This is a genomic window from Solwaraspora sp. WMMB762 (assembly GCF_049179115.1).
In the GTDB taxonomy this organism is placed as follows: Bacteria; Actinomycetota; Actinomycetes; order Mycobacteriales; family Micromonosporaceae; genus Micromonospora_E.
Genome location: NZ_JBMHMD010000001.1, coordinates 5,778,183 through 5,805,114 on the forward strand (window position 1 = coordinate 5,778,183; position 26,932 = coordinate 5,805,114).

At 72.4% G+C, this 26,932-nt stretch carries 23 protein-coding genes; 15 read left to right on the forward strand and 8 right to left on the reverse strand.

The features are described from left to right. The first annotated feature begins 24 nt into the window (after positions 1-24). From ACN27J_RS25915 to manA, 8 genes are all read left to right on the forward strand, one after another. Positions 25-1,542 carry an aldehyde dehydrogenase family protein gene (locus tag ACN27J_RS25915; RefSeq protein WP_421370207.1) on the forward strand — a complete coding sequence of 506 codons (1,518 nt, stop codon included), beginning with the start codon at positions 25-27 and terminating at the stop codon, positions 1,540-1,542. 386 nt (positions 1,543-1,928) lie between these two features. Further along, complete coding sequence (locus tag ACN27J_RS25920) at positions 1,929-2,789, forward strand: helix-turn-helix domain-containing protein (RefSeq protein WP_421370209.1); 861 nt, start codon at positions 1,929-1,931, stop codon at positions 2,787-2,789. Between the two features lie 24 nt (positions 2,790-2,813). Next, positions 2,814-3,026, forward strand: a complete 213-nt coding sequence (locus tag ACN27J_RS25925) for a DUF397 domain-containing protein (protein ID WP_421370211.1) — start codon at positions 2,814-2,816, stop codon at positions 3,024-3,026. 72 nt (positions 3,027-3,098) lie between these two features. Next, a complete protein-coding gene (locus tag ACN27J_RS25930) occupies positions 3,099-3,953 on the forward strand; it encodes a hypothetical protein (RefSeq protein ID WP_421370213.1) in 855 nt (284 codons plus the stop codon). Between the two features lie 152 nt (positions 3,954-4,105). Then, on the forward strand, positions 4,106-5,482 hold the full coding sequence (locus tag ACN27J_RS25935; protein ID WP_421370214.1) for a phosphomannomutase/phosphoglucomutase: 1,377 nt from the start codon (positions 4,106-4,108) through the stop codon (positions 5,480-5,482). Positions 5,483-5,548: 66 nt separating this feature from the next. Next, the gene (locus ACN27J_RS25940; RefSeq protein WP_123603724.1) at positions 5,549-5,731 is read left to right on the forward strand and encodes a Trm112 family protein; all 183 of its coding nucleotides are present in this window, start codon (positions 5,549-5,551) and stop codon (positions 5,729-5,731) included. Beyond that, positions 5,731-6,945: an SIS domain-containing protein gene (locus tag ACN27J_RS25945; RefSeq protein WP_278173962.1), complete on the forward strand. Its 1,215-nt coding sequence runs from the start codon at positions 5,731-5,733 to the stop codon at positions 6,943-6,945. The genes ACN27J_RS25940 and ACN27J_RS25945 overlap by 1 nt, the downstream gene beginning before the upstream one ends. Before the next feature lie 10 nt (positions 6,946-6,955). Next, the gene (gene manA, locus ACN27J_RS25950; protein ID WP_421370217.1) at positions 6,956-8,146 is read left to right on the forward strand and encodes a mannose-6-phosphate isomerase, class I; all 1,191 of its coding nucleotides are present in this window, start codon (positions 6,956-6,958) and stop codon (positions 8,144-8,146) included. Positions 8,147-8,350: 204 nt separating this feature from the next. Here manA and ACN27J_RS25955 read toward each other — a convergent pair whose 3' ends face one another. Next, on the reverse strand, positions 8,351-8,503 hold the full coding sequence (locus ACN27J_RS25955) for a hypothetical protein (RefSeq protein ID WP_421370219.1): 153 nt from the start codon (positions 8,501-8,503) through the stop codon (positions 8,351-8,353). Positions 8,504-8,542: 39 nt separating this feature from the next. Then, positions 8,543-9,628: an RDD family protein gene (locus tag ACN27J_RS25960; protein ID WP_421372480.1), complete on the reverse strand. Its 1,086-nt coding sequence runs from the start codon at positions 9,626-9,628 to the stop codon at positions 8,543-8,545. 22 nt (positions 9,629-9,650) lie between these two features. On the opposite strand from ACN27J_RS25960, the gene ACN27J_RS25965 reads away from it, so the two are divergent. Continuing rightward, positions 9,651-10,682: a stage II sporulation protein M gene (locus ACN27J_RS25965; protein WP_421370221.1), complete on the forward strand. Its 1,032-nt coding sequence runs from the start codon at positions 9,651-9,653 to the stop codon at positions 10,680-10,682. Here ACN27J_RS25965 and ACN27J_RS25970 read toward each other — a convergent pair. The 5 genes from ACN27J_RS25970 to ACN27J_RS25990 all read right to left on the reverse strand — a co-directional run bounded on the left by ACN27J_RS25970 (position 10,655) and on the right by ACN27J_RS25990 (position 16,295). Further along, positions 10,655-12,055 carry a DUF58 domain-containing protein gene (locus ACN27J_RS25970; protein WP_421372482.1) on the reverse strand — a complete coding sequence of 467 codons (1,401 nt, stop codon included), beginning with the start codon at positions 12,053-12,055 and terminating at the stop codon, positions 10,655-10,657. The genes ACN27J_RS25965 and ACN27J_RS25970 overlap by 28 nt on opposite strands. An 85-nt stretch (positions 12,056-12,140) precedes the next feature. Next, positions 12,141-13,061 (reverse strand): AAA family ATPase, encoded by a 921-nt coding sequence (locus ACN27J_RS25975; RefSeq protein WP_421372484.1) that lies wholly within the window; start codon positions 13,059-13,061, stop codon positions 12,141-12,143. A gap of 146 nt (positions 13,062-13,207) precedes the next feature. Beyond that, positions 13,208-14,668 (reverse strand): DUF4350 domain-containing protein, encoded by a 1,461-nt coding sequence (locus ACN27J_RS25980; protein WP_421370223.1) that lies wholly within the window; start codon positions 14,666-14,668, stop codon positions 13,208-13,210. Positions 14,669-14,670: 2 nt separating this feature from the next. Next, positions 14,671-15,438: a DUF4129 domain-containing protein gene (locus tag ACN27J_RS25985; protein ID WP_421370225.1), complete on the reverse strand. Its 768-nt coding sequence runs from the start codon at positions 15,436-15,438 to the stop codon at positions 14,671-14,673. Then, positions 15,435-16,295: a hypothetical protein gene (locus ACN27J_RS25990; protein ID WP_421370227.1), complete on the reverse strand. Its 861-nt coding sequence runs from the start codon at positions 16,293-16,295 to the stop codon at positions 15,435-15,437. Before ACN27J_RS25990 ends, ACN27J_RS25985 begins: the two co-directional genes overlap by 4 nt. 209 nt (positions 16,296-16,504) lie before the next feature. Between ACN27J_RS25990 and mtrA the strand changes: the two genes are divergently transcribed. The 5 genes from mtrA (at position 16,505) to hpf (ending at position 22,552) form a co-directional block, all read left to right on the forward strand. Further along, on the forward strand, positions 16,505-17,194 hold the full coding sequence (gene mtrA, locus ACN27J_RS25995) for an MtrAB system response regulator MtrA (protein WP_278173971.1): 690 nt from the start codon (positions 16,505-16,507) through the stop codon (positions 17,192-17,194). A 130-nt stretch (positions 17,195-17,324) separates the two neighbouring features. Next, on the forward strand, positions 17,325-19,037 hold the full coding sequence (gene mtrB, locus ACN27J_RS26000; RefSeq protein WP_421372486.1) for an MtrAB system histidine kinase MtrB: 1,713 nt from the start codon (positions 17,325-17,327) through the stop codon (positions 19,035-19,037). Further along, complete coding sequence (locus ACN27J_RS26005) at positions 19,034-20,860, forward strand: LpqB family beta-propeller domain-containing protein (protein ID WP_421370230.1); 1,827 nt, start codon at positions 19,034-19,036, stop codon at positions 20,858-20,860. Before mtrB ends, ACN27J_RS26005 begins: the two co-directional genes overlap by 4 nt. Before the next feature lie 9 nt (positions 20,861-20,869). Continuing rightward, entirely contained in the window at positions 20,870-21,586 is a 717-nt protein-coding gene (locus ACN27J_RS26010; protein WP_421370232.1) for a ComF family protein, read from the forward strand. Between the two features lie 270 nt (positions 21,587-21,856). Beyond that, a complete protein-coding gene (gene hpf, locus ACN27J_RS26015; RefSeq protein WP_278173976.1) occupies positions 21,857-22,552 on the forward strand; it encodes a ribosome hibernation-promoting factor, HPF/YfiA family in 696 nt (231 codons plus the stop codon). A 100-nt stretch (positions 22,553-22,652) separates the two neighbouring features. Here the strand turns inward: hpf and ACN27J_RS26020 are convergent, their stop codons facing one another. Next, the gene (locus ACN27J_RS26020; RefSeq protein ID WP_421370234.1) at positions 22,653-23,780 is read right to left on the reverse strand and encodes a GNAT family N-acetyltransferase; all 1,128 of its coding nucleotides are present in this window, start codon (positions 23,778-23,780) and stop codon (positions 22,653-22,655) included. 172 nt (positions 23,781-23,952) lie between these two features. On the opposite strand from ACN27J_RS26020, the gene secA reads away from it, so the two are divergent. After that, complete coding sequence (secA, locus tag ACN27J_RS26025) at positions 23,953-26,925, forward strand: preprotein translocase subunit SecA (RefSeq protein ID WP_421370236.1); 2,973 nt, start codon at positions 23,953-23,955, stop codon at positions 26,923-26,925. Positions 26,926-26,932 lie beyond the last annotated feature (7 nt).

Below are 26,932 nucleotides of genomic sequence, written 5' to 3' on the forward strand. Positions count from 1 at the left end.
GGTCACTGGCTTTAGGCTGGCCGGATGGATCACCCCGACCCGACCCCGCGTACGCCGTTCTGGCTGGCCGGCGAGCCGGCGCACGGTGACACACCGCTCGACGTGCACCACCCGTACGACGGTCGGCTCGTCGGACAAACCAGCTACGCCACGCCCGACCAGGTCGAGCAGGCGGTCGCCGCCGCGCACCGGGTCGCGCCGCAGGCCGCCGCGCTGCCCGCGTACCGCCGGGCGGCCGCACTGGACCACATCAGTGCCCGGCTCGCGCAGCGGGCCGACGAGATCGCCCGGCTGATCACCGCCGAGAACGGCAAACCGGTCAAGTGGGCGCGGGCCGAAGTGTCGCGCGCCGTCTCCACGTTCCGCTGGGCGGCGGAGGAGGCCCGGCGGTTCTCCGGCGACCTGCAGCGCCTGGACACCGACCCGGCCGCCGCCGGCCGGATGGCTGTGATCCGCCGGGTGCCGCGCGGGCCGGTGCTGGGCATCTCGCCGTTCAATTTTCCGCTGAACCTGGTGGCGCACAAGGTGGCCCCGGCGATCGCGGTCGGCGCCCCGATCATCGTCAAGCCGGCCCCGGCGACCCCGCTGACCGCGCTGCTGCTCGGCGAGTTGATCGCCGAGGTCACCGAGCCGGCCGATCCGGACGCCGCGTCGGACGCCGTGCCGGGCAGTGGATCAGGCACCGGGCTGCCTGCCGGGATGGTCTCCGTACTGCCGGTGCCGAACGACCGGGCCGGCGACCTGGTCGCCGACCCACGCCTGCCGGTGGTGTCGTTCACCGGCTCCGGCCTGGTCGGCGCGCTGATCCGCCGCTCAGTGCCGGACAAGCACGTCACCCTGGAGCTGGGCGGTAACGCCGCAGCGGTGATCTGCGAGGACTGGACCGGCGACGAGGAGCTGACCCGGGCGGCACAGCGGATAGCCACCTTCGCCAACTATCAGGCCGGGCAGAGCTGCATCGCGGTGCAACGGGTGTACGTGCACGAATGGCTCTACGACGGCTTCCTGCCCCGGCTCGTCGCGGCCGTTCAGGCGCTGCGGGCCGGTGACCCGGCCGACGAGGCGACCGACGTCGGGCCGCTGATCAGCGAGGACGCCGCGATACGCGTCGAGTCCTGGGTGGACGAGGCGGTGGCCGCCGGGGCGACGATCGAGGTCGGCGGCCGGCGCGACGGCGCGACGTACCCACCGACGGTGCTGACCGGGGTGCCGGCCGGCGCGAAGGTGCTCACCGAGGAGGTCTTCGGCCCGGTGCTCGTCGTGGACCGGGTGGAGAACGACGAGGCCGGGTTCGCGGCGGTCAACGACTCGGCGTACGGGCTGCAGGCCGGCGTGTTCACCCACAACCTGCAGACCGCGTTCACCGCACATCGGACGTTGCAGGTCGGCGGGGTGATCGTCGGCGACGTGCCGTCGTACCGGGCCGACCAGATGCCGTACGGCGGGGTCAAGGGCAGCGGTGTCGGCCGCGAAGGGGTCCGTAGCGCGATGGACGACTACACCGATCCCCGGGTGATGGTCCTCACCGGACTCGACCTCTGACCTGGCACCTCGCAGGTTAGGCGACGGCCAGCAGGTCGGCACCGATCAGCGGTGCCCAGAACCGACTCGCCGACTCGATGTCGTTGCACCAGGTCATTCCGTCGCGGCTGCCGTCGCTGTGCACGATCAGCGGCACAGGGCGAACACCTTCGGTGCCCGGTCGAGCAGGACCGCCTCCAGCCGGATCGCGGTGGTTGCCGTGCGGGTCTGGTCGCTCACAGTCGTCCTCGATTCGGTACGCAGTGACGTGTGGTGATGTCATCGTGTTCTGGTGGCCACCGGTCATGCAAGTGCATCGAGTTGCACTATCTGAACTACTGGTAGCTGACTTCGCGCTTCCGGTAAGCGAGACTGGCATCCATGCATCAATGTTCAGGAGGTGTCTGATGGTCGTCGGATCGCCGCCGACGGTGCGACGCCGGCAGCTCGGTCGCGAGCTGCGCGCCCTGCGGGAGACATCCGGCCTGCTCGCCGAGCAGGTCGCCACCGAGTTGCGCTGCTCGACCGCCCGGATCAGCCGGATCGAGACGGCCCGGGTCAGGATCTCGCCCGGCACCGTCCACGAGCTGCTCGACGTCTACGGCATCGAGGGCCCCGAGCGGCAGCGGCTGGTCGCCCTGGCCCGCCAGGCGCAGGAGACCGGCTGGTGGCAGGAGTACAGCGAACGTCTCACCTGGGAATACTCCACGCTGATCGCGCTGGAGAACGACGCCGCCGAGCTGCGCTGGTTCGAGCCGTCCGTACTGCCCGGTCTGGTGCAGATCGAGGAGTACGCCCGGACGGTCATCCGCAAGACCCTGCCCGGCCACAGCGCCGAGACCATCGAGGAGAAGGTCGGCGTCCGGATGGCCCGGCAGCGGGTGCTGACCCGCGACACCGACCCGGTGCGGCTCTGGGCGGTCCTCGACGAGGCGGTGCTGCGCCGGTTGGTCGGTGGGCCGGAGCTGATGCACCGGCAGCTGCGTCACCTGGTCGACCTGTCCACTTTGTCGACCGTACGGCTGCAGGTCCTGCCCTTCGCACGCGGTGCCTCAGCCTGCATCACCGGGCCGTTCACCGTGCTGACCTTCCCGGAGACCGCCGACGCCGACGTGGCCTACGTCGAGAACGAGGCCGGCGACCTCTACGTGGAGAAGCCGGCCGGCGTCGCCCGGTATAACCTTGTCTTCGACGACCTGCGGGCGGATGCGCTCGGCTGCGACGACTCCCGGGCGTTCATCGCCGAGGTCGCCGACGGGCTGACCTGACGCGTCGCTGACAAGGAGCACCGCATGTCCACAGCAGACTTCACCGGGGCGGGCTGGCGCAAGAGCAGCTACAGCGGCGGCAACGGCAGCTGCGTCGAGGTCGCCGTCGTCGGCGGGACCGTCGGCGTACGGGATTCCAAGGACCCGGCCAGCCCGGTGCTCGCCTTCACCGCGACGGACTTCGGGCGGTTCGTCGCCGATGTCCGGGGTGGCTCGCTGCGCGGGCCGGCCGCGTAGCCGGAGCGCGGTAGCCTGTCGCGCGGTGGCGTCCGAAGCGCGGGTGCCGGCGACGCGGAAGGCGAGGCGGAGATGTCGGTACGGCGTGGCGCGGCTCGACTGGCGACGGTGCTCGCGCTGACCGTCGGCACAGCGGTGCTCGCCGCAGGTCCCGCCTACGGCCAGGACGAGCGGGTGCGGATCGGCCTGCCGAGCAAGTTCGCGGTCGGCGAGAAGGCCGGTGGGGTGACCGTGAAGGTGACCAAACGCACCGACGGGTGCGTGGCGGTGCGTACCGCGCTGGCGATCCGGCTGCCCGGTGTCACCCCCGACCAGGTCGGCGTGCAGGCCCGAATCGACGACGACTGGGTGACCGTGCCGCTGTGGGACAACGGCGACGGGCTGCTGCTGACCGAGCACACCGCGCCGGAAGATGACGAGCTGTGCAAGGGCAAGAGCCGCTCGGTCCGCTACCGGATGGCGTTCCGGGCCGGTGCGCCGGCCGGAGTCGCGCACATCGTCGGTGAGGCGTACACCGCCGGTGGGGTGCTGCTCGGCCGGGAAGCCGGGGCCAAACGGGTCGGCGGCCGGCTCGCCGGCACCTACCAGCCGGGTCCGCCGACCCCGTCGCCGAGTGCGGAACCGACCCCGGAACCGACGGTCGACAGCGCGGCCGTGGAGCCGAGCGACGCGCCGGCCGTCCTGCCGGACCAGGATCTGCTGGCTGCGGCCGGCTCGGCCGGTGGGCCGGCCGGTGACGACGGTTCCGGTATCGGCACCGGGGTGATGGCCGCCGGGATCGGCATGGTCGCTGTCGGTATCGCCCTGCTGGTGCTGCTGGTCCGCAGGCTGCGTCCGACCCGGTCGGCCCCCGGTGGTACGGGTGGTCCTGGTGGGGATGTTGGGGGCGGCGGGGCGACCATGCTGTTGCCCCGGATTCGGCGCTGACCAGCGGCTCGGCGTTGCCGGCAGCGGCGTACCCGGCCGGAGGATGAACATCGTGCTGCCGGAGGATGGACCGTCAGCCTTGGCCGAAGGCATTGCCCACCGCTCCGTTACCCTCACTCGTGTTGGCATCGGCACGGCTGAGGAGTGAGACCTTGTCTGACTTGTCCAAAATCGTCAAGGCCTACGACGTCCGTGGCACCACTCCGGATCAGCTGAACGAGACCGTGGCCCGGGCCATCGGTACCGCGTTCGTGCAGGTCCTGGCCGAGCGCGGCGACAAAGCCGACCGGATAGTCATCGCCCACGACATGCGTGAGTCGTCGCCGCCGCTGGCCGACGCGTTCGCCGCCGGGGCCACCGCCGCCGGTGCCGAGGTGCTGCACGCCGGGCTGGCCTCCACCGATCTGCTCTACTACGCCTCCGGCGCGCTGGAGCTGCCCGGCGCGATGTTCACCGCCAGCCACAATCCGGCCCAGTACAACGGCATCAAGATGTGCCGGGCCGGGGCGGCGCCGATCGGCCAGGACTCCGGGCTGACCGACATCCGGGACCGGGCCCAGGCGCTGCTCGACAGTGGCGAGGTGCCGTCCGGCGGGGACCAGGTCGAGCGGCGCGAACTGCTCGCCGACTACGCCGCGCATCTGCGTACCCTGGTCGACCTGTCCGCGATCCGGCCGCTCAAGGTGGTCGTCGACGCCGGCAACGGGATGGGCGGCTACACCGTGCCGGCGGTCCTCGGCGACACGGTGCTGCCGGCTCTGCCGCTGGACATCGTGCCGATGTACTTCGAGCTGGACGGCTCGTTCCCGAACCACGAGGCGAACCCGCTCAACCCGGAGAACATCGTCGACCTGCAGAAGGCGGTCCGGGACCACAACGCCGACCTGGGGCTGGCATTCGACGGCGACGCCGACCGCTGCTTCGTCGTCGATGAGCGTGGCGAGCCGGTCTCCCCGTCGGCGATCACCGCCCTGGTCGCCACCCGGGAGCTGGCCAAACACCCCGGCGAGACGGTCATTCACAACCTGATCACCTCCAGCGCGGTGCCGGAGATCGTTCGGGAGAACGGCGGTGAGCCGGTGCGTTCCCGGGTCGGCCACTCGTTCATCAAGGCCGAGATGGCCCGGACCAACGCGGTCTTCGGCGGTGAGCACTCGGCGCACTACTACTTCCGGGACTTCTGGTTCGCCGACACCGGGATGCTGGCCGCGATGCACATGCTGGCCGCGCTGGGCGAGCAGGACAAGCCGCTGTCCGAGCTGGCCCACGAGTTCGAGCGGTACGTCGCCTCCGGTGAGATCAACTCGACGGTCACCGACCAGCAGGCCAAGCTCGCCGAGATCAAGACCGCGTACGCCGACGCCGACACCGACGAGCTCGACGGGCTGACCGTCCGCTTCGACGACGGTGCCTGGATCAACATCCGTGCCTCGAACACCGAGCCGTTGCTGCGGCTCAACGTGGAGGCACCGACCGTCGAGCGGATGGCCGAACTGCGCGACGGGGTGCTCGCGCTGGTTCGCGGCTAGGATCTTCACCGGAAGGCGCACCCCGGGACGGGGTCCGCCGGCGAGACACGTGGAAGGAGCCATCCGATGGCCCTGGATTCGCAGCTGCTGGAGATCCTCGCCTGCCCGGACACGCACCACACGCCGTTGACCTACGACGCGGACGCGGCGACCCTGACCTGCCCGGAGTGCTCGCGGATCTTCGAGGTGCGCGACGGGATCCCGGTGCTGCTGCTGGACGAGGCCCGCCGGCCCGGCGAGGCCGGCTGATGGCGGTTCCGATCGACGGCACGTCCGGGGTGGTGGGTCGGCGGGTCGCCGACGAGGCGCTGCTCGACGACGTGGACGGGCTCAACTCGACCGATCCCGGCGGCATGCTGCGGTTCACCGCGTCGGCCGGTGCCCAGGTGCGCGAGTCGGCGGCGTTGGCCGCCGAGGCCAACCTTGGTGTGCTCGGCGACGAGGGGCGCCCCCGGGCGGTGGTCATCGCCGGTATCGGTACCGCCGGGCGGACCGGTGACGTGCTGGCCACTGTGGCCGGACCGCGCTGTCCCGTACCGGTGATCCCGCACCGCAGCGCCGGCGTGCCCGGCTGGGTCGGCGCGGCCGACGTGGTCATCGCGGTCAGCGCTTCGGGACGCAGCCCGGAAGCGCTGGGTGCGGCTCAGGCCGCCGCCCGGCGCGGTGCCCGGCTGGTCGCCGTCGGGCCGCCCGACTCGCAGCTGCAGTCGGTCGCCGAAGGAGTACGCGCCCCGTTCGTCCCGGTGCCACGACGCGCTCCGGCCCGGGCCAGCCTCTGGGCGTTGACCGTGCCGGTGCTGCTTGCCGCGCGGGCGTTGGGGCTGGTCAAGGTCAACGAGGCGGATCTGGCGGAGACGGCGGCCCGGCTGGACGCCGACGCCGAGCGGTGCCGCCCGGCCGCTGAGTCGTTCGTCAATCCGGCGAAGGCGCTCGCTCTCGGGCTGGCCGGGTCGGTGCCGATCGTCTGGGGCTCGTCGCCGGTGGCGTCGGTCGCCGCCCGCCGGTTCGGCGACACGCTGTCCACGAACGCCCGCTACCCGGTGGTCACCGGGGCGCTCGGTGAGGCCGGCCGGGGCCGGGTAGGGCTGCTCGACGGGGTCTTCGGCGGTCTGGGGGAGTCGACCCGGGACATTTTCGCCGACCCGGACGACGATGATGACCAGTCCGAGTCGCCGACCCGGTTGCGTCTGGTGCTGCTGCGTGACGGTGGGTTGAACCCGGAGGACGACGCCGACGAACCCTTCGTGGTCGAGGAGCGTCGGGCCGAGGCGGTGCAGACTCTGGCGGACCGGCGCGGTGTGCGGTGCGACGTGATCACCGCGGAGGGCGGTTCGGCACTGGAACGGCTCGCCTCGTTGATCTCGGTCCCCGACTTCGCCTCCGTCTACCTGGCGCTGGCGCACCATCTGGACCCGATGGCGGTGCCGGCGGTGAGCGAGATGAAGGAACTCTCCACCACCTGAGGCGGGCGCCGTGGAACTGTTGACCGGCCGGATCCGGGACTACGCGTGGGGGTCGCGGACCGTCATCGCGCAGCTGCAGGGGCGCCCGGCTCCGGCACCCGGCCCGGAGGCGGAGCTCTGGCTGGGTGCCCACCCCGGTGCGCCGTCCCAGGTGCGGCGGGGCGGGGCGCTGGTCGGGCTGCCGGAGCTGATCGACCAGGATCCGGTGGGCTGGCTGGGTGAGCCGACCGCGACCCGGTTCGACGGGCGGCTGCCGTACCTGATGAAGGTGCTGGCCGCCGAGACGCCGCTGTCGTTGCAGGCGCATCCGGATGCGGCGCAGGCCCGCGCCGGGTACACCGCGCAGTCGAAGCTGCCGTCCACCTCGGCGGGGCGTAACTACGCCGACCCGCACCACAAGCCGGAGCTGCTGGTGGCGCTCAGCGAGTTCGATGCGCTCTGCGGCTTCCGGGCACCGCAGCTCTCCGCCGAGGTGCTGGCGGCGTTGGGTGTCGACGAGCTGGAGCCGGTGATCAAGGCGTTGCGGGTCGGACCGGGCGGGCTGCCGGAGGCATTGGAACGGTTGCTGCGGTGGCCGGGTCCGCAACGGTCGGCTCTGGTCGCGGCGGCGGTGGCGGGCGCCGACCGGCTGCCGACGCGGTACGCCGCCGACGCGGCGCTGCTGCGCCGGCTGGCCGGGCACTATCCGGCCGACCCCGGGGTACTGGTGGCGTTGCTGCTCAACCAGGTCACCCTGGCTCCGGGGGAGGCGATCTGGATGCCGGCCGGCAACCTGCACGCGTACCTGCGGGGTGCCGGCGTGGAGATCATGGCGGCCAGTGACAACGTGCTGCGCGGTGGGTTGACCCCCAAGCATGTCGACGTCGCGGAGCTGCTGCGGGTGTTGCGCTTCGAGGTGCTCGACGACCCGGTGGTACGCGTCCGTCCGGTCGCTTCCGGGGTGGTCACCTGGCCGGTGCCGGTCGCCGAGTTCGCGCTGCACCGAATTGTGCTCGACGCTGACGTGCGGCAGGTGTCGGTGCCGGTCGAAGGCCCCCGGGTGGTGCTCTGCGTCGCCGGTGAGGTCACCGTCGACGACGATGTGGCGGCGGTGTCGGTCCGGGCCGGGCAGGCGGCGGTGGGACCGGCCGGCGGGACGCCGTTGGTGGTCTCCGGCACTGGTACGGCGTTCGTCGCCTCGGTCGATCCGTCGATCGACTAGCCGGCTGCTGCCGGACAAGCACGCGGGGCGGCCGGGTGAGCGTCCGCTCCGCTCACCGACAGCCGCCCCGCGCATCCCCCCGGTTTGGTTCCCCCGCGCGTCAGCGTGACGATCATCGTGACGCGACGTAGCCATAGATTTGCAGTGAGTAGTCACGCTGTCAAGCTAATCCGGAAATTACCGACTCGTGGCGTGCCGGCGGGGTCAACCCTGGGAGCGGCTGCCCGGTCGTACCCAGGTCCAGATGCAGTACACCAGCCAACCGAGTGCCAGCGCGGTGGCCAACGGGCGCAACCCGACCGCGTTCAACAGGATCACCAGGGAAAGGACGACCAACCACGGGAGGAATGCCTTCACGGCACCGATGCTGCCACACCTGGCCAGCCGTAAGCCGGTTCACGACAGTGCGGATCCGGGCGGCCGCTCTCGGTCGGATCGTGCGCCGGAGGTGCGCAGCGTGCTGGCGACCGGTGGACGGCGCACCCCGGTCCAGTCCGGCTGCTCCGCCGTCGGGCCCAGCCAGGGCGGCCGCGGCCAGCTGCCGCGCGGCCAGTCCGGTCCGTCCCGCTGCGCCGGCGCAACCGGCTCGGGCGCAGCGGCCCGGACCGGCGCCGCCGGACGCAGGGCACTTGTGCGCGCCGGACTCACCGCAGCGAGTTCCGGCCAGAGCGCGGCGGTCACCGCCCTGGTCCGGGCCAGTCGCTGCGCCGACCGGCGACGGCGTTCGGCGAGAACCGCCGCCAGGTAGGCCCAGTCCGGGACACCGGCCGGCGGCGGGGGAGTGACCACCGCCGTGACCTGTTCGGTCACCAACCGGACCAGGTCGGAGCGGGCCGGTTCGGCGAACCCGTGCCCCCGGGCGAGCAGATGCCGTACGTCCAGCGCGAGGTCGTCGTCGAGGCGGCTCAGATCGAGGGTACGGGCCCAACCGGCGAGCACCGGCGGCATGTCCGGCACCCACCCCCAGGCCGCCGGGGCCCGGTCGTGCACCACGATCGTGCCGGCGGCCAGGTCCCCGAGACGTTTGCCGTCCCGGTTGGTCACCATCGTCACCAGGCTGGCCAGCCAGGTGAGCGGCGGCAGCAGCAGACCGGGCCACTCGGCGGCCACGCCGACCAGGGCGCGGGTCAGCGAGTGCCGGAAACGTGGCGGGCTGCCGTCGTCGCGTACCACCCGGATGCCGACCGCCAGCTTGCCGACGGTACGGCCGGCGTTCAACGTCTCGCCCAGCACCGGGTAACCGACCAGCACCAGGACCGCGCCGACCGTGAGTAGGGCCTGCCCGAGCGCCTCGTCGACCTCGATGGACGCGCGCATCGACGCGAGCAGCAGCCCGGCCAGGACCGCCAGCACCACCGCGATCAGCGCCTGCACGACGAGGTCGACGAGCAGGGCCAGCAGCCGCGAGCCGAGCCGGGCCAACCGTACCTCCACCTCGACAGCTTCGCCGCTGACGAGCCTGCCGCCCCCGGTTGTCTGCATGGCCACCCTGCCAGTGAACACTATGGGACGGGAGGTGACCGTGGACCTCGACGCGTACGTGGCGGAGCACGAGCCCCAGTGGCGACGACTGGAACAGCTCGTGCGTGCCCGGCGACTGACCGTCGCCGAGGTGGACGAGCTGGTCGCGCTCTACCAGCGGACCGCCACCCACCTGTCGGCGGTCCGCAGCCGCTCGCCGGACCCGGCGCTGGTCGCCCGGCTGTCCCGGCTGGTGCTGGCGGCCCGCGCCCGGCTCACCCGGGGTCGGGGATTCTCCTGGGCCCGGGTCGGCCGGTTCTTCAGCGTCGGGTTCCCCCGGGCGGTGTTCCAGGCGGCGCCCTGGTGGGCGGCGGTGGCCGTCGCCTTCTGCACGCTCACCGGCTTCCTGATGTGGTGGGTGGCCGGCAATCCGGACAGCGCCCGGCTACTGATCGGTGACCAGGCCGCCGCTGAGCTCGCCGAGTCGAGCTTCGCCGGCTACTACACCCGGTACGCGGCACCGAACTTCGCCGCCCAGTTGTGGGCGCACAACGCCTGGCTCGCCGCGCAGTGCCTGGCCGCCGGCGTACTGGTGGTCCCGGTGCTCTACCTACTCTGGGTGAACGCGCTGAACCTCGGGGTCACCGGTGGGGTGATGATCTCGTACGACCGGGCGGATGTCTTCTTCGGACTGGTCACGCCGCACGGTCTGCTGGAGTTGACCGGCGTCTTCATCGCTGCCGGCGTGGGGCTGCGGATCGGCGGGGCCTGGATCGCGCCGCCGGCGCACCTGACCCGGGGCCGGGCGGTCGCCGAGGCCGGGCTCTCCGGCGTACTGGTGGCGCTCGGGCTGGTGCTGCTGTTCGCGGTGGCCGGGCTGATCGAGGCCTTCGTCACCCCGGCACCGCTGCCGACCTGGCTGCGGGTCGCGATCGGGTTCGCCGCCTGGCTCGCTTTCCTCGGCTACGTCCTCATCCTCGGCTCCCTGCGTCCCGCCGACCCGGCCCGGCGCCCCGCTGATCCGGCCCTGCGCCCCGCCGATTCGGTTCAGAGCCGGCCGAGCAGTTTCAGCTGAAGGTAGAGGTCGGCGAGCCGGCCGGCGAAGCTCGGCGCGGCCGCGTCCAGCACCGGGACACCGTGCCGACGCAGCGCACCACCGACCCGGTCCCGCTCGGCCCTGGTCTGTGCTGCCGATGCGGCCAGGTACACGTCGGCGACGTCGCGGACCGGCCCGTTGGCGACGGCCGGCACCGCCGGATCCCCGACCGCGGCCACCACCACCTGGTGCCGGGCGACGAGCCGGGGCAGTACCGGCAGCAGACCGTCGCCGAGCGCCGCCGGCTCCAGCGCGGTGCAGAGCACCACCAGGGACCGGCGAGTCTCCCGGCGGAGCACCTCACCGACCATCAGTTCGTGGTCCGTTTCCACCAGCGCCGGTTGCAGCGCCGCCAGTTCGGCGACCAACCGGGGCAGCAGGGTCTGTCGGCTCGCACCCCAGATCCGCGCCCGGACCTTCGTGTCCACCGCCAGCAGGTCGAACCGGTCACCGGCTCGGTGCGCCAGCGTGGCCAGCAGCAGCGCGGCGTCGACCGCCACGTCCAGCCGGGGCTGGTCGCCGACGCGGACCGCCGACGTGCGCCCGGTGTCCAGGACGAACACCACCCGCCGGTCCCGCTCCGGACGCCAGGTCCGGACCAGTACGTCGGAGCGCCGGGCGCTGGCCCGCCAGTCGATCGACCGTACGTCGTCGCCGACCACGTACTCGCGCAGGTTGTCGAACTCGGTGCCCTGCCCCCGTCCCCGGGTCGCCCGCATGCCGTCGATCACCCGCAGCCGGGCCAGCTTCTCCGGCAACAGCCGCCGGGAGTCGAAGCGGGGCAGCACCCGCAGCGTCCACTGCGGGGTGGCCGGCCGTCGGCGTCGCTGCCGGAACGCCAGCCCGAGTGGGCCGGCGGACCGGACGGTCACCTCGACGGCGCGGCGGTCGCCGCGACGGGTCGGGCTGAGCGCGGCGGGCAGCGCGGCGGTAGCTCCCGGTGCCAGCCGTACCCGCCAGATGGGTCCACCGCCGACGGTGCCGGCAGGGCTAGCGGCGGTGCCGGCGCGAACGGCCGGATCGGTGCCGGCGCGATCGGCGGAATCGGTGCCGGCGCTGTCGGCGGGGGCGGCGCCGGCCGACGGGGTCCAGGCGTCGCGGACCTCGGCCCGCAGCCGCCGTCCGGAGCCGTTGCGCAGCCGCAACGTCACCGTCGCCGCAGTGCCGAACCAACTGGTCCGGTCGCCGTCGCGGCGCAGCTCCAGCGCGCTCAGCGGGGCGGCCAACGCCAGGTCGATCAGCGCGAGCAGGGCCACCGATCCGGTGACGATCACCAGACCCAGCCATGGCCGCGGCCACCACGGCAGGGTCACCGCACCGGCCCCGAGCAGCGCCGCCGCCCGCCAGGTCAGCACGGCGCCCGCCCGGTCCCGGCCGGCGGTGCCAGCGACCTGGTCACCGTGGCGTCAAGCCTGGTCACGGCTGCGTCAGGCCTGGTCACCGGGGCGTCGGGACGGCGCCGAGCACCGATTCGAGTACGGCGTCCTCGGTGACTCCCTCCAGCTCCGCCTCCGGCCGTAGCCGGATCCGGTGCCGCAGGGTGGCCCGGGTGACCGCCTTCACGTCGTCCGGTGTGACGTAGTCGCGGCCGGCCAGCCACCCCCACGCCTTGGCGGTGTTGAGCAGCGCGGTGGTGCCTCTTGGTGAGGCGCCGAGCGCCAGCGCGGGAGCCGTCCGGGTGGCCCGGCACAGGTCCACGATGTAGCCGAACACCTCTTCGCTGACCCGTACCTGCCCGATGGACCGGCGGGCCGCGGCCACGTCGGCCGCCCCGGCGACCGGGCGCACCCCGGCGGCGGCCAGGTCCGCCGGATCGAAGCCGGCGTGGTGGGCCCGCAGCACGCCCAGTTCCTCGTTCCGGCTGGGCAGCGGTACGGACAGCTTGAGCAGGAACCGGTCGAGCTGCGCCTCCGGCAACGGGTAGGTGCCCTCGTACTCGATCGGGTTCTGGGTGGCGGCCACGATGAACGGTGCCGGCAGCGGCCGGCGGACCCCTTCCACCGAGACCTGATGCTCCTCCATCACCTCGAGCAGGGCCGACTGCGTCTTCGGTGGTGTCCGGTTGATCTCGTCGGCGAGCAGCAGGTTGGTGAAGACCGGGCCTTCCCGGAAGGTGAACGCAGCACTTCGTGGATCGAAGATGAGTGACCCGGTGACGTCGCCCGGCATCAGGTCCGGGGTGAACTGCACCCGCTTGGCGTCCAGATCCAGCGCTGCGGCGAACGCGCGTACCAGCAGGGTCTTGGCGACGCCGGGTACGCCTTCCAGCAGCACGTGCCCACGGCAGAGCAGCGCGATGACCAGACCGGTGACCACGGCGTCCTGCCCGACCACGGCCTTGGCGACCTCGGCGCGCAGCCGGCGTAGCGCGTCGCGGGCCGCGTCGTGACCGGCGAGGTCGGTGCCTTGGCCGGCGGTGACGCTGCCGCTGTGCCGGTCGGCGGCGGGGCCGCTGTGCCGGTCGGCGGGTACGGCGTCCGCCGGACCGGTCACGCTGGGTCGGGTCACCGGGGTTCTCCTTCGATCGCGGATGGGGACCGGGGTGCCGGAGCCACCGGCCCGTCGGACGGTATCCGCTCCGGCCCGTCGGACGGTGTCCGCTCCGGCCCGTCGGGCGGTGTCCGCTCCGGCCCATTTGCCGGTTCGATGCGGTTGGCCGGACCGGCGACCTCGGCGGGCAGGGCGGCCAGCCGCCGGGCCAGGTGCAGCAGGTCGCCGTCGGTGGTGGGCGGCGGCCCGTACAGCAACGCGTCGATCTGCTCGGCGGACGCCCCGGTTCGGTCGGCGACCGCCGCCACGACGTCCGCCGGTTGGGGTTGATCCGGCAGATCCAGCATCGGGACGAGCCGGGCCAGTGCGGCGGTACGCAGGATACCCGTGGTGGGGGCCCGTTCCCGGGACCGCCGGTAGAGCTGCCCTCGGCCCAGCATCGTCTCGGCAACCGGAACCGTCACCGGCAGCGCCTCGGACACCGGTGGACCGAACCGGCGGGCCCGCCACAGCACCAGTACCAGGGCGGCGACGGCCAACTGGGCGAGCAACGCCCAGAACCACGGCGGAAAGGCGTCCAGCAGGGTGTCCTGCGACGGCCGGACCTCGCTGGCCACGGGTCCCTGCGGTCGCCCGGTCGGCTGGGCGCTGACCTGCGGGCCGGCGCCGGGGTCGTCCTCGCCGAGGTGGATCGACGGCTGCTGCACCGGCTCCCCGGGCTCCGGTGGGGTGTCCGGGCGGGCGAGGTCGAGCCAGACCACCTGTGCACGGGCGCCGAGCAGCTGGGCGGCGAACCGCGCGTTGCGGTGCTCGTCGAACCGGTCGTTGCGGAACGGGTCGCTCGCCCCGACCACCACCAGCTCGGCCTGCCCCCAGTCGAGCCGGGCCAGGCCGGCATCGAAGCACAGGTCGAACCGGTCCGGGTCGATTCCGGGCGGGGCAGCGTAACGCTGCCGTACGGCCGCCGCCGGTCCGGTGTCGGCCACCTCGGGCAGTGCGCATGGCCGGCCGTCGTGGTCCGGATCGTCGACCCGGGCCGCCCAGCGCCGGGTGCGGCGCTCGACCGGCAGCGGCTCGCCGCGTAGCAGCCGGGCCGGCGGGTCGACCAGCAGCACCCGGGTCCCGGCCGGCATCCGACCGAGCGCCTGCAGGTAGTCCGGATGCACCAGGGTTGGTGCGGGAACGAACAGCGTGGTGGGTCCGGTCAGCGCGGCGCGGATCGCGTCGACGGTCCCGTCGGCGGAGTGGACGGCGATGCCGTCGTCGCGCAACGCGGCGGCGAGGTCGCTGCCGCCGTCCGGGCCGTGGTTGGTCGGGGAGAGGAAGCCGGGCCGGGTCGGGTCCGGGTGGGTCAGCTGGTACGCCACGGCGGTGCCGACGAGCAGTACGCCGACCACCGTGAACGGGATCGCGATCCGCAGCCACCGCCACCGCCGCCGTGGCAGCCCTTGGCGGCGGACGCCGGGCCGGGTCACCGTCACCGTCGCCGGCCCGGTCGCTGGCCGGCGGGCCGACGGTCCTGGTCGAGTGCGTGACGCAGCTGGCCGGCGAGTTCGCGCATCCGCCGGTCGTGGCCGGGCAGTGCCGGCTGCCCGCCGTACCACACGTCGCTGAAGATGCCGCCGGCCTCGGTCAGCACGGGGTGGGCGGCCGGCTCGGCCCGCCCGGCCACATCGGCGAGTTCGGTGACGGTCCAGCTGGGGCGGTCGGTGAGCACCCCGTGGTCGGTGATCTCCACGACCATCGCGCGCAGCCGTTCCCGGACCGCCTCGGCGTACCGGCCCTGGTCGGCGTACCGGTCGGCGAGTGCGGCCGGAACGTCGGTCGACCGGGGCGGCGGCACCGGCGAACCACCGGGGCGGCCGCCGGCGGCCGCCGGCCGGCGTCGCCAGCGGCGTGGATCGAGCGCGGCCAGCCAGCGGCGCGGCTGGAGTGCGGCCAGCCAGCGGCGCGGCTGGAGTGCGGCCAGCCAGCGGCGCGGCTGGAGTGCGGTCAGCCAGCGGGGCAGGCCGGGCAGTGCCGGCCGCCAGCGGCCCAGCCGGCGCAGCCGGTCGGCCAGGCCCGGCCGGCCCAGCCAGCCCCATCGACCGGACCGGCGCCGTGGCCACCAGCGGGGCCGGTGGAACCATCCGAGGGCGGCCAACGCGGCACCGGCCACCAGCAGCACTGTGGCAAGGGACAGCGGGACGACGTCGCCGACGGCGGCGACGAACTCGGTCCACCAGCGGCTCACGGTCGCGATCACCTGCCGGCCACCGGCAAACCGGCGTCCGGCCTCATCGACGCTGCGGCCCGGGAGGTGGCCGTCGGGGTCGATGCCCGCCGCAGGCGGATGTCCAGTCCTTCGGTACGCATCCGCGTCTCCACGTGCAGGACGGCGTCCAGGCAGGCGAGCGCCGGGTAGCCGACCGCGTTGAGAAGTGTCCAGCCGGCGACGGTCGCGACGGCGAGCCACGCCGCGTCCCGGTCGACCAGGTTCACCGCGCCGATCGCCAGGCCGGCGCGGATGGCGAACCAGATCAGGTAGCCCAGGACGCGGATCAGCCCGGCGCGCAGCCCGGCGCGGGTGGCGAGCGCGGCGGACCGGGCCAGCGACTGCCAGACCGGCACCCGGTCCAGCACCACGGCCGGGACCGCCAGCCCGAGGACCGCGTACCCGATGAACCAGACCGGCCCGGCGAGCGCGGCGGTGAACATGATGGTGCCGGCCGCCCAGGCGACCAGCACGACCGCGGCGAACCGGCCGCCGCGCGGGTCGAGCAGCCGGGCCCCGGTGATGCGCCGACCGGACAGCGTCGCTCCGGCCGCCCGCGAGGTGAGGCCGCTGAGCAGGGCGATCGCCGTCACTTCGAGGGCCGCCCCGGCGGCGAGCAGCAGCCAGTAGAGGCCGAGCCGGTTCCAGCTCGGCAGGTACGCCGGGGCGGTGGCTCCGGCCGCCTCGCGCAGTGGGAGCAGCAGCAGCTGCTCACCGAGAGCGAGTACGGCGCCGACGGTCAACAGGACGGGCGCGTGGCCGCGGAGCAGACCCACGGCTGCGTCCAGCAGTTCGCCCGTGGTGAGCGGGCGTAGCGGCAGCACGTCGGGCGGGTCGGCGTGATGCACGCGGACTCCTGGTGACGAGGTGGTCGATGGTTCGGACGGGACGCTGGCCTACCATCGTGGCACGCGGATCGCCGTCGGACGCTGTAGGGCGGCGCGGCGTCCGGAATGTCATTACCGTACGGGGATGTCGTGACCGTGCCGGTGGCGCTGCGACCGGCCCGGCCGGTGGCGGTCCCCCACCGCTGGAACCGGGATGGAATATTGGTCACATGAGAGCCCGCGTGCTGGTTGTCGATGACGATCCCGCCCTGGCGGAGATGATGGGTATCGTGCTGCGCAGCGAGGGCTTCCTGCCGTCGTTCGTTGCCGACGGTGAGCGGGCGCTCGCCGCGTTCCGGGACAACCGGCCGGACATCGTGCTGCTCGACCTGATGCTGCCCGGGATGAGCGGGATCGACGTCTGCCGGGCGATCCGCTCCGAGTCGGGCATCCCGATCGTCATGCTCACCGCCAAGAGTGACACCGTCGACGTCGTGCTCGGCCTGGAGTCCGGCGCCGACGACTACGTGGTGAAGCCGTTCAAGCCCAAGGAGCTGGTCGCCCGGATGCGGGCCCGGCTGCGCCGGGGCGAGGACGTCGCACCCGAACTGCTCACCATCGGGCCACCGGGGAACCAGATCACCATCGACGTGCCGGCGCACACCGTCAGCCGCGACGGTGAGGAGGTGAAGCTGACTCCGTTGGAGTTCGACCTGCTGGTCGCGCTGGCCCGCAAGCCGCGCCAGGTGTTCACCCGTGAGGTGCTGCTGGAGCAGGTCTGGGGTTACCGGCACGCGGCCGACACCCGGCTGGTGAACGTGCACGTGCAGCGGTTGCGCGCCAAGATCGAGCCGGATCCGGAGCGACCCGAAATCATCCTCACCGTTCGGGGCGTGGGCTACAAGGCGGGCACCGGCTAGCCTGGTCGGTACTGTGGCTGGCCGATCCCGCACCGTGTCCGACCTGCTCTCCCGTGTCAGTGGCGCACTGCGCCCGGCGCGGGAGCTGCTGCTGGCCCGGACCCGGCCGGTGACCAGCGGAGCCCAGCGGATGTGGCGCAGGTCCCTGCAGCTGCGGGTGGTGACCATCACTCTGGTCGCGTCCGGCCTGCTGGTCGGCGGGTTCGCGTACATGGTGGCGTCGCAGAGCACCAACATTCTGCTGGACCGGGCCCGGGAGGACGTGCAGCGGCGGCTGACCCACGGGCGGGACTACGCCGCCGAGCAGATGAGCGTGCATCCGCAGTACTTCGACCCGCAGGTCCGGGTGACCTTCGAGCTGACCGTCAGCACCCTGGCCGGCGGCGACCCCGACCAGGTGGGTGGGGTGGTCGTGGTGATGGCGGCGAGCGGCTACCCACTGATCCAGTCGGCGACCTCGCCGGCGGTGGACGCGTCCGGTATGATCAGCGACGAGCTGGCCCGGCACGTCGGCTCCGGTGCCCAGGCGCACCAGATCCGCACCGGTGACCTCGGCGAGGGGCGGCTCAAGTATCTGGTCTACGGCTCTCCGGTGCCGACCAAGTTCGGTCAGGTCGAGCTCTACTACCTGGTGCCGCTGACCACCCAGGATCAGGCCGCCAACCAGATCCGGGCGACCGTGCTCATCACCGGACTGGCCCTGGTGATGCTGCTCGGCCTGCTGGCCGCGCTGGTCACCAGGCTGGTCGTCACGCCGGTACGGGTGGCCGCGCGCACCGCGCAGCGACTCTCCGCCGGGCTGCTGGACCAACGGATGGTGGTCGACGGCGAGGACGACCTGGCCATGCTGGCCGCCTCGTTCAACCAGATGGCGACGAACCTGCAGCGGCAGATCACCCGGCTGGAGGAGATGTCCCGGCTGCAGCGTCGGTTCACCTCCGACGTGTCGCACGAGCTGCGCACCCCGCTGACCACCGTACGGATGGCCGCCGATCTGCTCTTCGCCGAGCGGGACGGCTTCGACCCGGCGGCGGCCCGCAGCGCCGAACTGCTGCAGACCGAGCTGGACCGGTTCGAGAGCCTGCTCACCGATTTGCTGGAGATCAGCCGGTTCGACGCCGGGTTCGCGGTGCTGGACGCCGAGCCGACCGATCTGGTGTCGGTGGTCCGCCGGGTCGCCGACCGGCTCGACGGGCTGGCCGCCCGGCTCGGCGTGCGGATCGAGCTGCGACTGCCCGCGACGCCGGTGATCGCCGAGGTGGATCCCCGTCGGGTCGAGCGGGTGCTGCGCAACCTGGTCGGCAACGCCGTCGAGCACGGCGAGGGCCGGCCGGTGGTGGTCACTCTCGGCGTCGACGACGCGGCGGTCGCGGTGACCGTACGTGATCATGGGGTCGGCCTGCGGGCCGGGGAGGACAAGTTGGTGTTCAACCGCTTCTGGCGGGCGGATCCGTCCCGTGCCCGGCAGACCGGTGGGACCGGTCTCGGCCTGTCGATCAGCGTGGAGGACGCCCGGCTGCACGGCGGCTGGCTGGAAGCGTGGGGTGCGCCCGGTGAGGGTGCCCAGTTCCGGCTCACCCTGCCGGCCCGGGCCGGTGACCGGCTCACCTCGTCACCGCTACGGCTGGTACCGGAGGACCGCCGGCCGCCGTCCGGTGGGTCGGACAGCGGGTCGGACGGTGGGTCGGACGGTGCCGATCCGGACGAGCCGTGGCGGGCGCCGACGCAGCCCGCGCCCTCGGCCGCCGAACCGGTCGGCACGATGGTCGTCCTCCCGGAGCAGAGCGTCGGCTCCGGCGGCCGGGCCAGTGGCGGCGTGGCTGCGACCGGAGCGGCACCGTGATCCGCCGGTGGCGTCGACTGGCGCTGCTGCCGGTGCTCGCCGGGGTGCTGGCCGCCGGGTGCGGCATTCCGGAGAACACCGACGTCCGGGTCGACGGGCAGGGGCCGGCACCCGGTCTGCCGACCGGTGGCGGCGGCGCCCAGACGCCGGCGTCGCGGCTCGACGAACGCAACAACACCGAGGCGTTCGTCGTCAACTTCCTGCAGGCCGCCGCCGTGGAGGCGGAACGGGCAGTGGAACAGGTACGCGAGTACGTCGCGCCGCAGGACCGCGCGGACATCCGCGATCCCAATCCCGAGGTCGCGCTGACCGTGGTTCGACTGCGGGAACGTCCGCAGATCACCCGGGCCGAGGCCGGGGTGGAGGAGGTGGCGCTCGACGTCCAGCAGCTCGGCCTGCTGCGGCCGAACGGCGCGTTGGAGCCGCTGCCCGCCCAGGAGCCGGAGTTCACCGAGTACACCTTCCAGGTCGGGTCGGTGGCCGGTGAGACGGGCAAGTTCGTCCTCAACCCGCCGGCGGCGCTGCTGCTCAGCGTGGACGCGTTGAACACGTTCTACCTGCAGCGCACCATCTACTTCTGGGACACCAGCCAACGGGCGCTGGTGCCGGACCTGCGCTACCTGCCGGTGGCGGTGCCGTTGGAGCGCCAGCGCACCGTCCTGCTGGAAATGCTGATCAGCGGGCCGTCGAACTGGCTCGCCTCGGCGGTGCAGGCGCTGCCGAGCGGGATCCGCTCGGGTGGCAACGTGCCCGACACCGGGGACCGGCTGAAGGTCACGTTGATCGCCGACGCGACCCCGTTCGCCGACGAACGCGAACTCGACCGACTGGCCGCCCAGTTGATGTGGTCGCTGTGGCCGGAGTTCGACAACGACCTGGAGTTGACCATCCAGGGGCAGAGCCCGAAGGTGTACCCGGGTGCCGACCTGCTGGCGATGAACGGCACCCAGGCGCTGCCCGAGACGCCCGAACGGTTCACCGTCTACCAAGGCCGGGTGCACCGGTTGCGCAGCTCGGCGCGCTCCGGCGAGCCGATCCCGGTGCTCACCGAGGAGGTCAACCAGAACGTGGTCACCGCCGGTTTCACCCAGGCGGGTGGCGGTACGTACGCGGCCCTCGCGGTGGCCGACGGCAATGGCCAGCGGCTGATCGTCGGGGCGGCGACCGGGGCGGGCACCAGCTTCGACGCCAGCACCCGGACCTTCGACGACATCGGCCGGCCGGTCTGGCTCAAGGCACCGGGCGACGTGGGGCTGGTCGTCGCGGACGGTGGGCTGTACTCGTTCCGGGTGGGCAGCGGTGCGGTCGAACCGGTCACGCTGCCCGGGGTGACGGGCGAGGTGCAGTCGGTCGGTGCGGCCCCGGACGGGCACCGGATCGCGCTGGTGGTCGACGGTCGGCTGTACGTGGCCGCGCTGAACCGGGGCGGCAAGGTCGAGGTGCTGCCACCCCGTCGGGTGCCGACCTCGCTGTCCGACCTCACCCAGGTCGACTGGGTGGCCGAGACGCTGCTGGTGGCCGCCGGCACGAACCCTGACGGGCGGGTCAGCCTGTACGACGTGACGGTGGACGGCGCGATCGAGACCAGCTCGCTGCGGGACCTCGGCGGGGCGAGCGTGACCCATCTGGCCGGCTATCCGGCCAACCCGGTCGGCGGCGGCACGGTCGGTGCCCGGATGTACGTCGCCAACGGTGTTCCGTACGACCTGTTCGAGCCGAGTGAGCAGATCCGGCCGGAGGAGATCGAAGGGGTGGAGCCGAGCGGGACCGAGGAGCCGGAGAACTCGACCGCCAATCCGACCGCCCCGTTCTTCCTGTACTGACCTGCGGCGGTGGTGGGCGACGTCTGGTCGGCGCTGGCCGACCTGGTGCTGCCGGCGGAGTGCGCCGGTTGCCGCCGCACCGGCGGCCGGCTGCGGTTCGGCGTGTGCGGCCGGTGCGCCGACGAGGTGCAGCGGCTGCGCCCCCGGCCGGTACGCCCCGAGCCGGCCCCGCCCGACCTGCCGCCCTGCGTGGCGTTGGGCGAGTACGCGGGGGTGCTGCGGGAGTTGCTGCTGGCGTACAAGGAACGGGGGCGGCACGGGCTGGGCCGGCCGCTGGGCCGGCTGCTCGGCGACGCGGTCGCCGCCGCGGTCGGCACCGGTGCGGACCGGCCGGTGCTGCTGGTTCCGGTGCCGAGCACCGCTGCGGCGGCGCGGGCCCGGCACGGTGATCATCTCGCCCGGCTGACCCGGTACGCGGCGGCCCGGTTGCGGGCCGACGGCCGGCGGGTCGCGGTGGCGCGGCCGCTGCGGGCCCGGACCCGCCCGGACTCGGCCGGGTTGGACAGTGCGGCGCGGCTGGCGTCCGCCCGGACGGCGTTTCGGCCCCGGCGGGTCGGACTTGACATCTCGCTGCGGGCGGATCCGCGACTGCGGGTGATCGTGGTGGACGACATCGTCACCACTGGCGCGACGCTGGCCGCTGTGCACCGGCTGCTTGTCGCGCAGGGACTGCCGGCGTACGCCGCCGTGGTGCTCGCAGCGACGCGACGCCGTCACCTGCGGTAGTCAGTGTCTAGTGTCCTTTGTCGTGGTTTGTTCATGATCTGGGAATCTTCGCGCACCGGTCTCTGCCGAACTGATGACGCGCCGCCGTCGGCGGGTTAGCGTAGGCGCATCAGGGGTATGGCCGGTGGTTGAACAACCACCTGAGGTGTCCCGGAGGGAGGTGTATTCCGCTACCCGGCCGGTTGACGCCGACCACTCTTGGTCCGCTGACCGGTCCCACATTCTTTCGCAGCGACACCGATCGTTGAGATCGTTCCAGGGAGGTCACGCGTGGACATCGTGGTGAAAGGCCGTAACGTAGAGGTCCCCGACCACTACCGAGCCCATGTAGCCGAGAAGTTGGCCAAGGTCGAACGGTACGACCACAAGCTGATGCGCGTCGACGTCGAGTTGTTTCACGAGCGCAATCCCCGTCAGTCGGACCACTGCCAGCGGGTCGAACTCACCTGTGTCTCGCGCGGGCCGGTGATCCGGGCGGAAGCGTGCGCCAAGGATTTCTACAGCGCCCTCGACGCCGCCATCAGCAAGCTGGACACCCGGCTGCGCCGCGCCGCCGACCGGCGCCGGGTGCACCGCGGCCGGCACGCGCCGGTCTCGGTGGCCGAGGCGACCTCCGGGCTGCCGACCGCCGGGCTGAACGGGTTCGCCCCGTTGCCGCCGTCCCAGCCGACCGAGGAGCCGGCGACATCGGTCGCGGTGCTCGACCGCACCGCGCAGGATTTCACCGACGATGGGTACGAAGACGTTGCCGACGAGTACGACGACCAGCCCTGGCACATCGTCCGGGAGAAGGAACACCCGGGCAATCCGATGACGGTCGACGACGCGTTGTTCCAGATGGAACTGGTCGGGCACGACTTCTATCTGTTCCTGGACAAGGAGTCCGGCCGGCCGAGCGTGGTCTACCGCCGCAAAGGCTATGACTACGGTGTCATCGCGCTGGCTGAACCGACCGTCACCGCCTGATCGACCACCATTTCGACAATTCGTGGTCGACCGGTCGGATACCGCCGGCCATCGCCGCCAAACGGGCGGCCGTCGACGGTATCCGACCGGCCGGCGCGGCTCACGCTTTGTCGAGGTCGGCCGGTAGCAGCGAGTACTGGACACTGTCGTGGCGGCTGGCGTCCGCGCCGGGCAACTGGGCCCGGTTCCGCCCTTCGCGCTGAAAGCCGGCCCGCTCCAGGACCCGCTGGGACGCGACGTTGCTGGGCAGCGCACCGGCGGCCAACCGGGCGACGGCCGTGTTGGCGAAGATCCACCGGGCGAGCAGCCGTACTGCCCGAGCGGTGTAGCCGCGCCCGCGCCACTGCGGCAGCAGCGAATAGCCGATCATCGCCTCGCCGAGTTCCGGACTCAGATAACTGAGCCCGATCCGCCCGGCCGGCGTACCGCTGGCCGCGTCGCAGACGACCACGTCGATCCGCTGGCCGGCCAGCCACCTGCCCGGTGCCTTGGCGCACTGCGCCTCGATCAGGGCGCGGGTCGGCACCACCGGTGGGACCGAGGTCGCGGCGACGTCGGGCAGCGACTCCAGGTGGTACGCGAAGTCGGCGTCGGCCGGGCCGAGCGGGCGCAGCCGGACCACCCCGTCGGTCAACCCGTCGCCGGGCAGGTCCGGCAGGGTGCGTGGGGTCGGGCCCGGTGGGTCGCCGGCCAGTCGGGTCCAGACCACCAGGTCCTCCCGATCGGCGGTCGGCAGTCGGCCGGGCTGGCTGGCGGCGCCTCGGCGTACCCCCTCGTAGCTGAAGCCGGCGGCCAGCGCCACCCGCTGGCTGACCGCGTTGGCCGCGTCGGTGAGCAGCTCGACCCGGCCGAACCCGGACCGCACCGCGTGGCCGGTGGCGGCGATGGTGGCCGCGGTGGCCGCTCCTTTGCCCCGGGCCCGGGGCGTGATCCAGTAGCCGACCTCGATCTGGGCCCGCTCGGGTACCGCCCGGCTGAGCCCGACGCAGCCGAGCAGCTCGTCGCTGCCCGGGTCGGCGATCGCCCAGGCCGCGCCGCCGCCGGCCCAGGCGGCGGTGGACCCCTTGGTGATCCAGTGCAGTGCGTCGATGACCGTGTATGGCCGGGGCAGGTCGGGGATGAACCGCTGGGTGATCGGATCGCCGCAGGCCTCGGCGACCGCAGGGGCGTCGTCGGGCAGAAACATCCGAAGCCGGACGCCGCCCTCGGTGAGTTCGACGGGTTCCACCGGCCCATCCTGACGCAGCTTTCGCGCAGGGCATAACGCATATGCCGGGCGCACCCCGTCGACATGGTCCGTTATGTCGGAATATCCGGTGTCGGATGCGGGCTGCGACTGCCGCCGTACCGATTGATGCGCCTACGATGGTGAGGCACACCGTCTAGGGGAGCGTTGATCCGTGTCGATTCTTGAGAAGGTCCTCCGCGCCGGCGAGGGCCGCATGTTGCGTCGGCTCAAGGCGGTCGCCACGGCCGTCAACTCGATCGAGGACGACTACGTCGACCTCACCGACGCGGAGCTGCGGGAGCTGACCGACCAGTACCGCCAGCGGTACGCCGACGGCGAGTCCCTCGACGACCTCCTCCCGGAGGCGTTCGCCACCGCCCGGGAGGCCGCCTCACGGGTGCTCGGCCAGCGGCACTACGACGTGCAGATCATGGGTGGCGCGGCGCTGCACTTCGGCAACATCGCCGAGATGAAGACCGGTGAGGGTAAGACGCTCACCTCGGTACTGCCGGCGTACCTCAACGCGTTGTCCGGCAAAGGTGTGCACATCGTAACCGTCAATGACTACCTGGCCGAGCGGGATGCCGCCTGGATGGGCCGGGTGCACGAGTTCCTCGGGCTCACCGTCGGCGTGATCCTGCCCAACCGGCCCTCGGCCGACCACCGGGCCGCGTACCAGGCGGACATCACCTACGGCACCAACAACGAGTTCGGCTTCGACTACCTGCGCGACAACATGGCCTGGTCAAAGGACGACCTGGTGCAGCGCGGGCACAACTTCGCCATCGTCGACGAGGTCGACTCGATCCTGATCGACGAGGCGCGGACACCGCTGATCATCTCCGGCCCGGCCGAGCATTCCGCCCGCTGGTACGGCGAGTTCGCCGCCGTGGTCAAGCGGATGCAGGCCGGCAAGGACGGCGAGGGCGACTACGAGATCGACTACGCCAAGCGCACCGTCGCGGTGACCGAGCGGGGCGTCGCCAAGGTCGAGGACCGGCTGGGCATCGACAACCTGTACGAGTCGGTGAACACCCCGTTGGTCGGCTATCTGAACAACGCCATCAAGGCGAAGGAGCTCTACAAGCGGGACAAGGACTACATCGTCAACGACGGCGAGGTCCTGATCGTCGACGAGTTCACCGGCCGAATCCTGCACGGCCGCCGCTACAACGAGGGCATGCACCAGGCGATCGAGGCCAAGGAAGGCGTCGAGATCAAGCAGGAGAACCAGACCCTCGCCACCATCACCCTGCAGAACTACTTCCGGCTCTACGGCAAGCTGGCCGGGATGACCGGTACGGCGCAGACCGAGGCCGGCGAGTTCAACAAGGTCTACGACGTCGGCGTGGTGACCATCCCGACCCACCGGGAAATGGTCCGGATGGACCGGGCGGACGTCATCTACAAGACGGAGAAGGCCAAGTTCAACGCCGCCGTCGAGGACATCGCCGAGCGGCACGCGGTGGGCCAGCCGGTGCTGGTCGGCACGGTGTCGGTGGAGAATTCGGAGATCCTCTCCCAGCTGCTGCGTCGCCGGGGCATCCCGCACGCGGTGCTCAACGCGAAGTTCCACGCCAAGGAAGCCGAGATCATCGCGCAGGCCGGCCGTAAGGGCGCGGTCACCGTGGCGACCAACATGGCCGGCCGCGGCACGGACATCCTGCTCGGCGGCAACCCGGACTACCTCGCCGCGGCCCAGCTGCGCCAGCGTGGGCTCGACCCGGTCGAGCACGCCGAGGAGTACGCCAAGGCGCTGGAAGACATCATGCCGCAGGTCAAGCAGGCCTGCGCCGCCGAGGCCGAGGAGGTCTCGGCGGTCGGCGGTCTCTACGTGCTCGGCACCGAGCGGCACGAGTCCCGCCGGATCGACAACCAGCTGCGCGGTCGCTCCGGCCGGCAGGGCGACCCGGGTGAGTCCCGGTTCTACCTGTCGCTGCAGGACGAGCTGATGCGGCGGTTCCGGGCCGGGGCGGTCGAAGCGGTGATGGAGCGCTTCAACATCCCCGAGGACGTGCCGATCGAGTCCAAGATGGTGACCCGGCAGATCAAGAACGCCCAGGCGCAGATCGAGGGCCAGAACGCCGAGACCCGTAAGAACGTCCTCAAGTACGACGAGGTGCTCAACAAGCAACGCCAGGTGATCTACGCCGAGCGGCTGCGAGTGCTCAACGGGGAGGACCTGCACGACCAGGTCACCAAGATGATCGACGACGTGGTCGGTGCGTACGTCGACGGAGCGACGGTCGAGGGCTACGCCGAGGACTGGGACTTCGACCAGCTCTGGTCCAGCCTCAAGCAGCTCTACCCGGTGGGGATCACCGTCGACGAGCTGATCGAGGAGGCCGGCGGCGAACGCAGCGCGGTGGACGCCGACTTCCTCCGGGCGCAGGTGCTGGAGGACGCCCACGCGGCGTACCAGCGCCGTGAGGAGGAGCTCGGCACCGACGCGTTGCGGCAGCTGGAGCGGATGGTCCTGCTGCAGGTGATCGACCGCAAGTGGCGTGAGCACCTCTACGAGATGGACTACCTCAAGGAGGGCATCAGCCTGCGGGCCTACGCCCAGCGTGACCCGCTGGTCGAGTACCAGCGTGAGGGCTACGCGATGTTCGCCACCATGATGGACGGCATCAAGGAGGAGACGGTCGGCTTCCTGTTCAACGTCGAGGTGCAGGTGCAGCAGCCGGGGGCCCCGGCTGACGGTGCCGGCGCGCCGGCGGGGGAGCGGCCCGGACCCCGGATTCCGGTGCCCGACGGTGGCGCCGGGGTACAGGTGAGTGCCAAGGGCCTTGGCGCGGCACCGCGTCCGCAGGGCCTGCAGTACGTCTCGCCCACCATCGACGGTGCCGCCGGTGCCGACGGCGGGGTGCAGGTGCAGCAGGCACCGGCGTTGGGCGTCGGCGGCCCGCCGGCCGGGCGTGCGGGCCAGGGCGGTCAGGGCCAAGGCCAGCGTCCGGGCCAGGGCGCGCAGGGCCGCCCGCCCGCAGCCAGCCGACCGGCGGCCGGTCCGCCGGTGCCGGCGGCTGCCGGCCGCCGAGCCGCCCCCGGCCAGGCCGTCAGCAGCAACGGGCCGTCACGCAACGCGCCCTGCCCGTGCGGGTCCGGCAAGAAGTACAAGCGCTGCCACGGCGCTCCCGGGGTCTGATCCCGGC

Bases quoted from the DNA above. Each gene is read 5' to 3' on its own strand.
- ACN27J_RS25925 (WP_421370211.1), top strand. From the start codon at position 2,814: ATGTCCACAGCAGACTTCACCGGGGCGGGCTGGCGCAAGAGCAGCTAC.
- mtrB (WP_421372486.1), top strand. From the start codon at position 17,325: ATGTGGCGCAGGTCCCTGCAGCTGCGGGTGGTGACCATCACTCTGGTC.
- ACN27J_RS25960 (WP_421372480.1), bottom strand. From the start codon at position 9,628: ATGCAGACAACCGGGGGCGGCAGGCTCGTCAGCGGCGAAGCTGTCGAG.
- ACN27J_RS25940 (WP_123603724.1), top strand. From the start codon at position 5,549: ATGGCCCTGGATTCGCAGCTGCTGGAGATCCTCGCCTGCCCGGACACG.
- ACN27J_RS25920 (WP_421370209.1), top strand. From the start codon at position 1,929: ATGGTCGTCGGATCGCCGCCGACGGTGCGACGCCGGCAGCTCGGTCGC.
- ACN27J_RS25945 (WP_278173962.1), top strand. From the start codon at position 5,731: ATGGCGGTTCCGATCGACGGCACGTCCGGGGTGGTGGGTCGGCGGGTC.
- ACN27J_RS25965 (WP_421370221.1), top strand. From the start codon at position 9,651: ATGGGACGGGAGGTGACCGTGGACCTCGACGCGTACGTGGCGGAGCAC.
- mtrA (WP_278173971.1), top strand. From the start codon at position 16,505: ATGAGAGCCCGCGTGCTGGTTGTCGATGACGATCCCGCCCTGGCGGAG.
- ACN27J_RS25930 (WP_421370213.1), top strand. From the start codon at position 3,099: ATGTCGGTACGGCGTGGCGCGGCTCGACTGGCGACGGTGCTCGCGCTG.
- ACN27J_RS25915 (WP_421370207.1), top strand. From the start codon at position 25: ATGGATCACCCCGACCCGACCCCGCGTACGCCGTTCTGGCTGGCCGGC.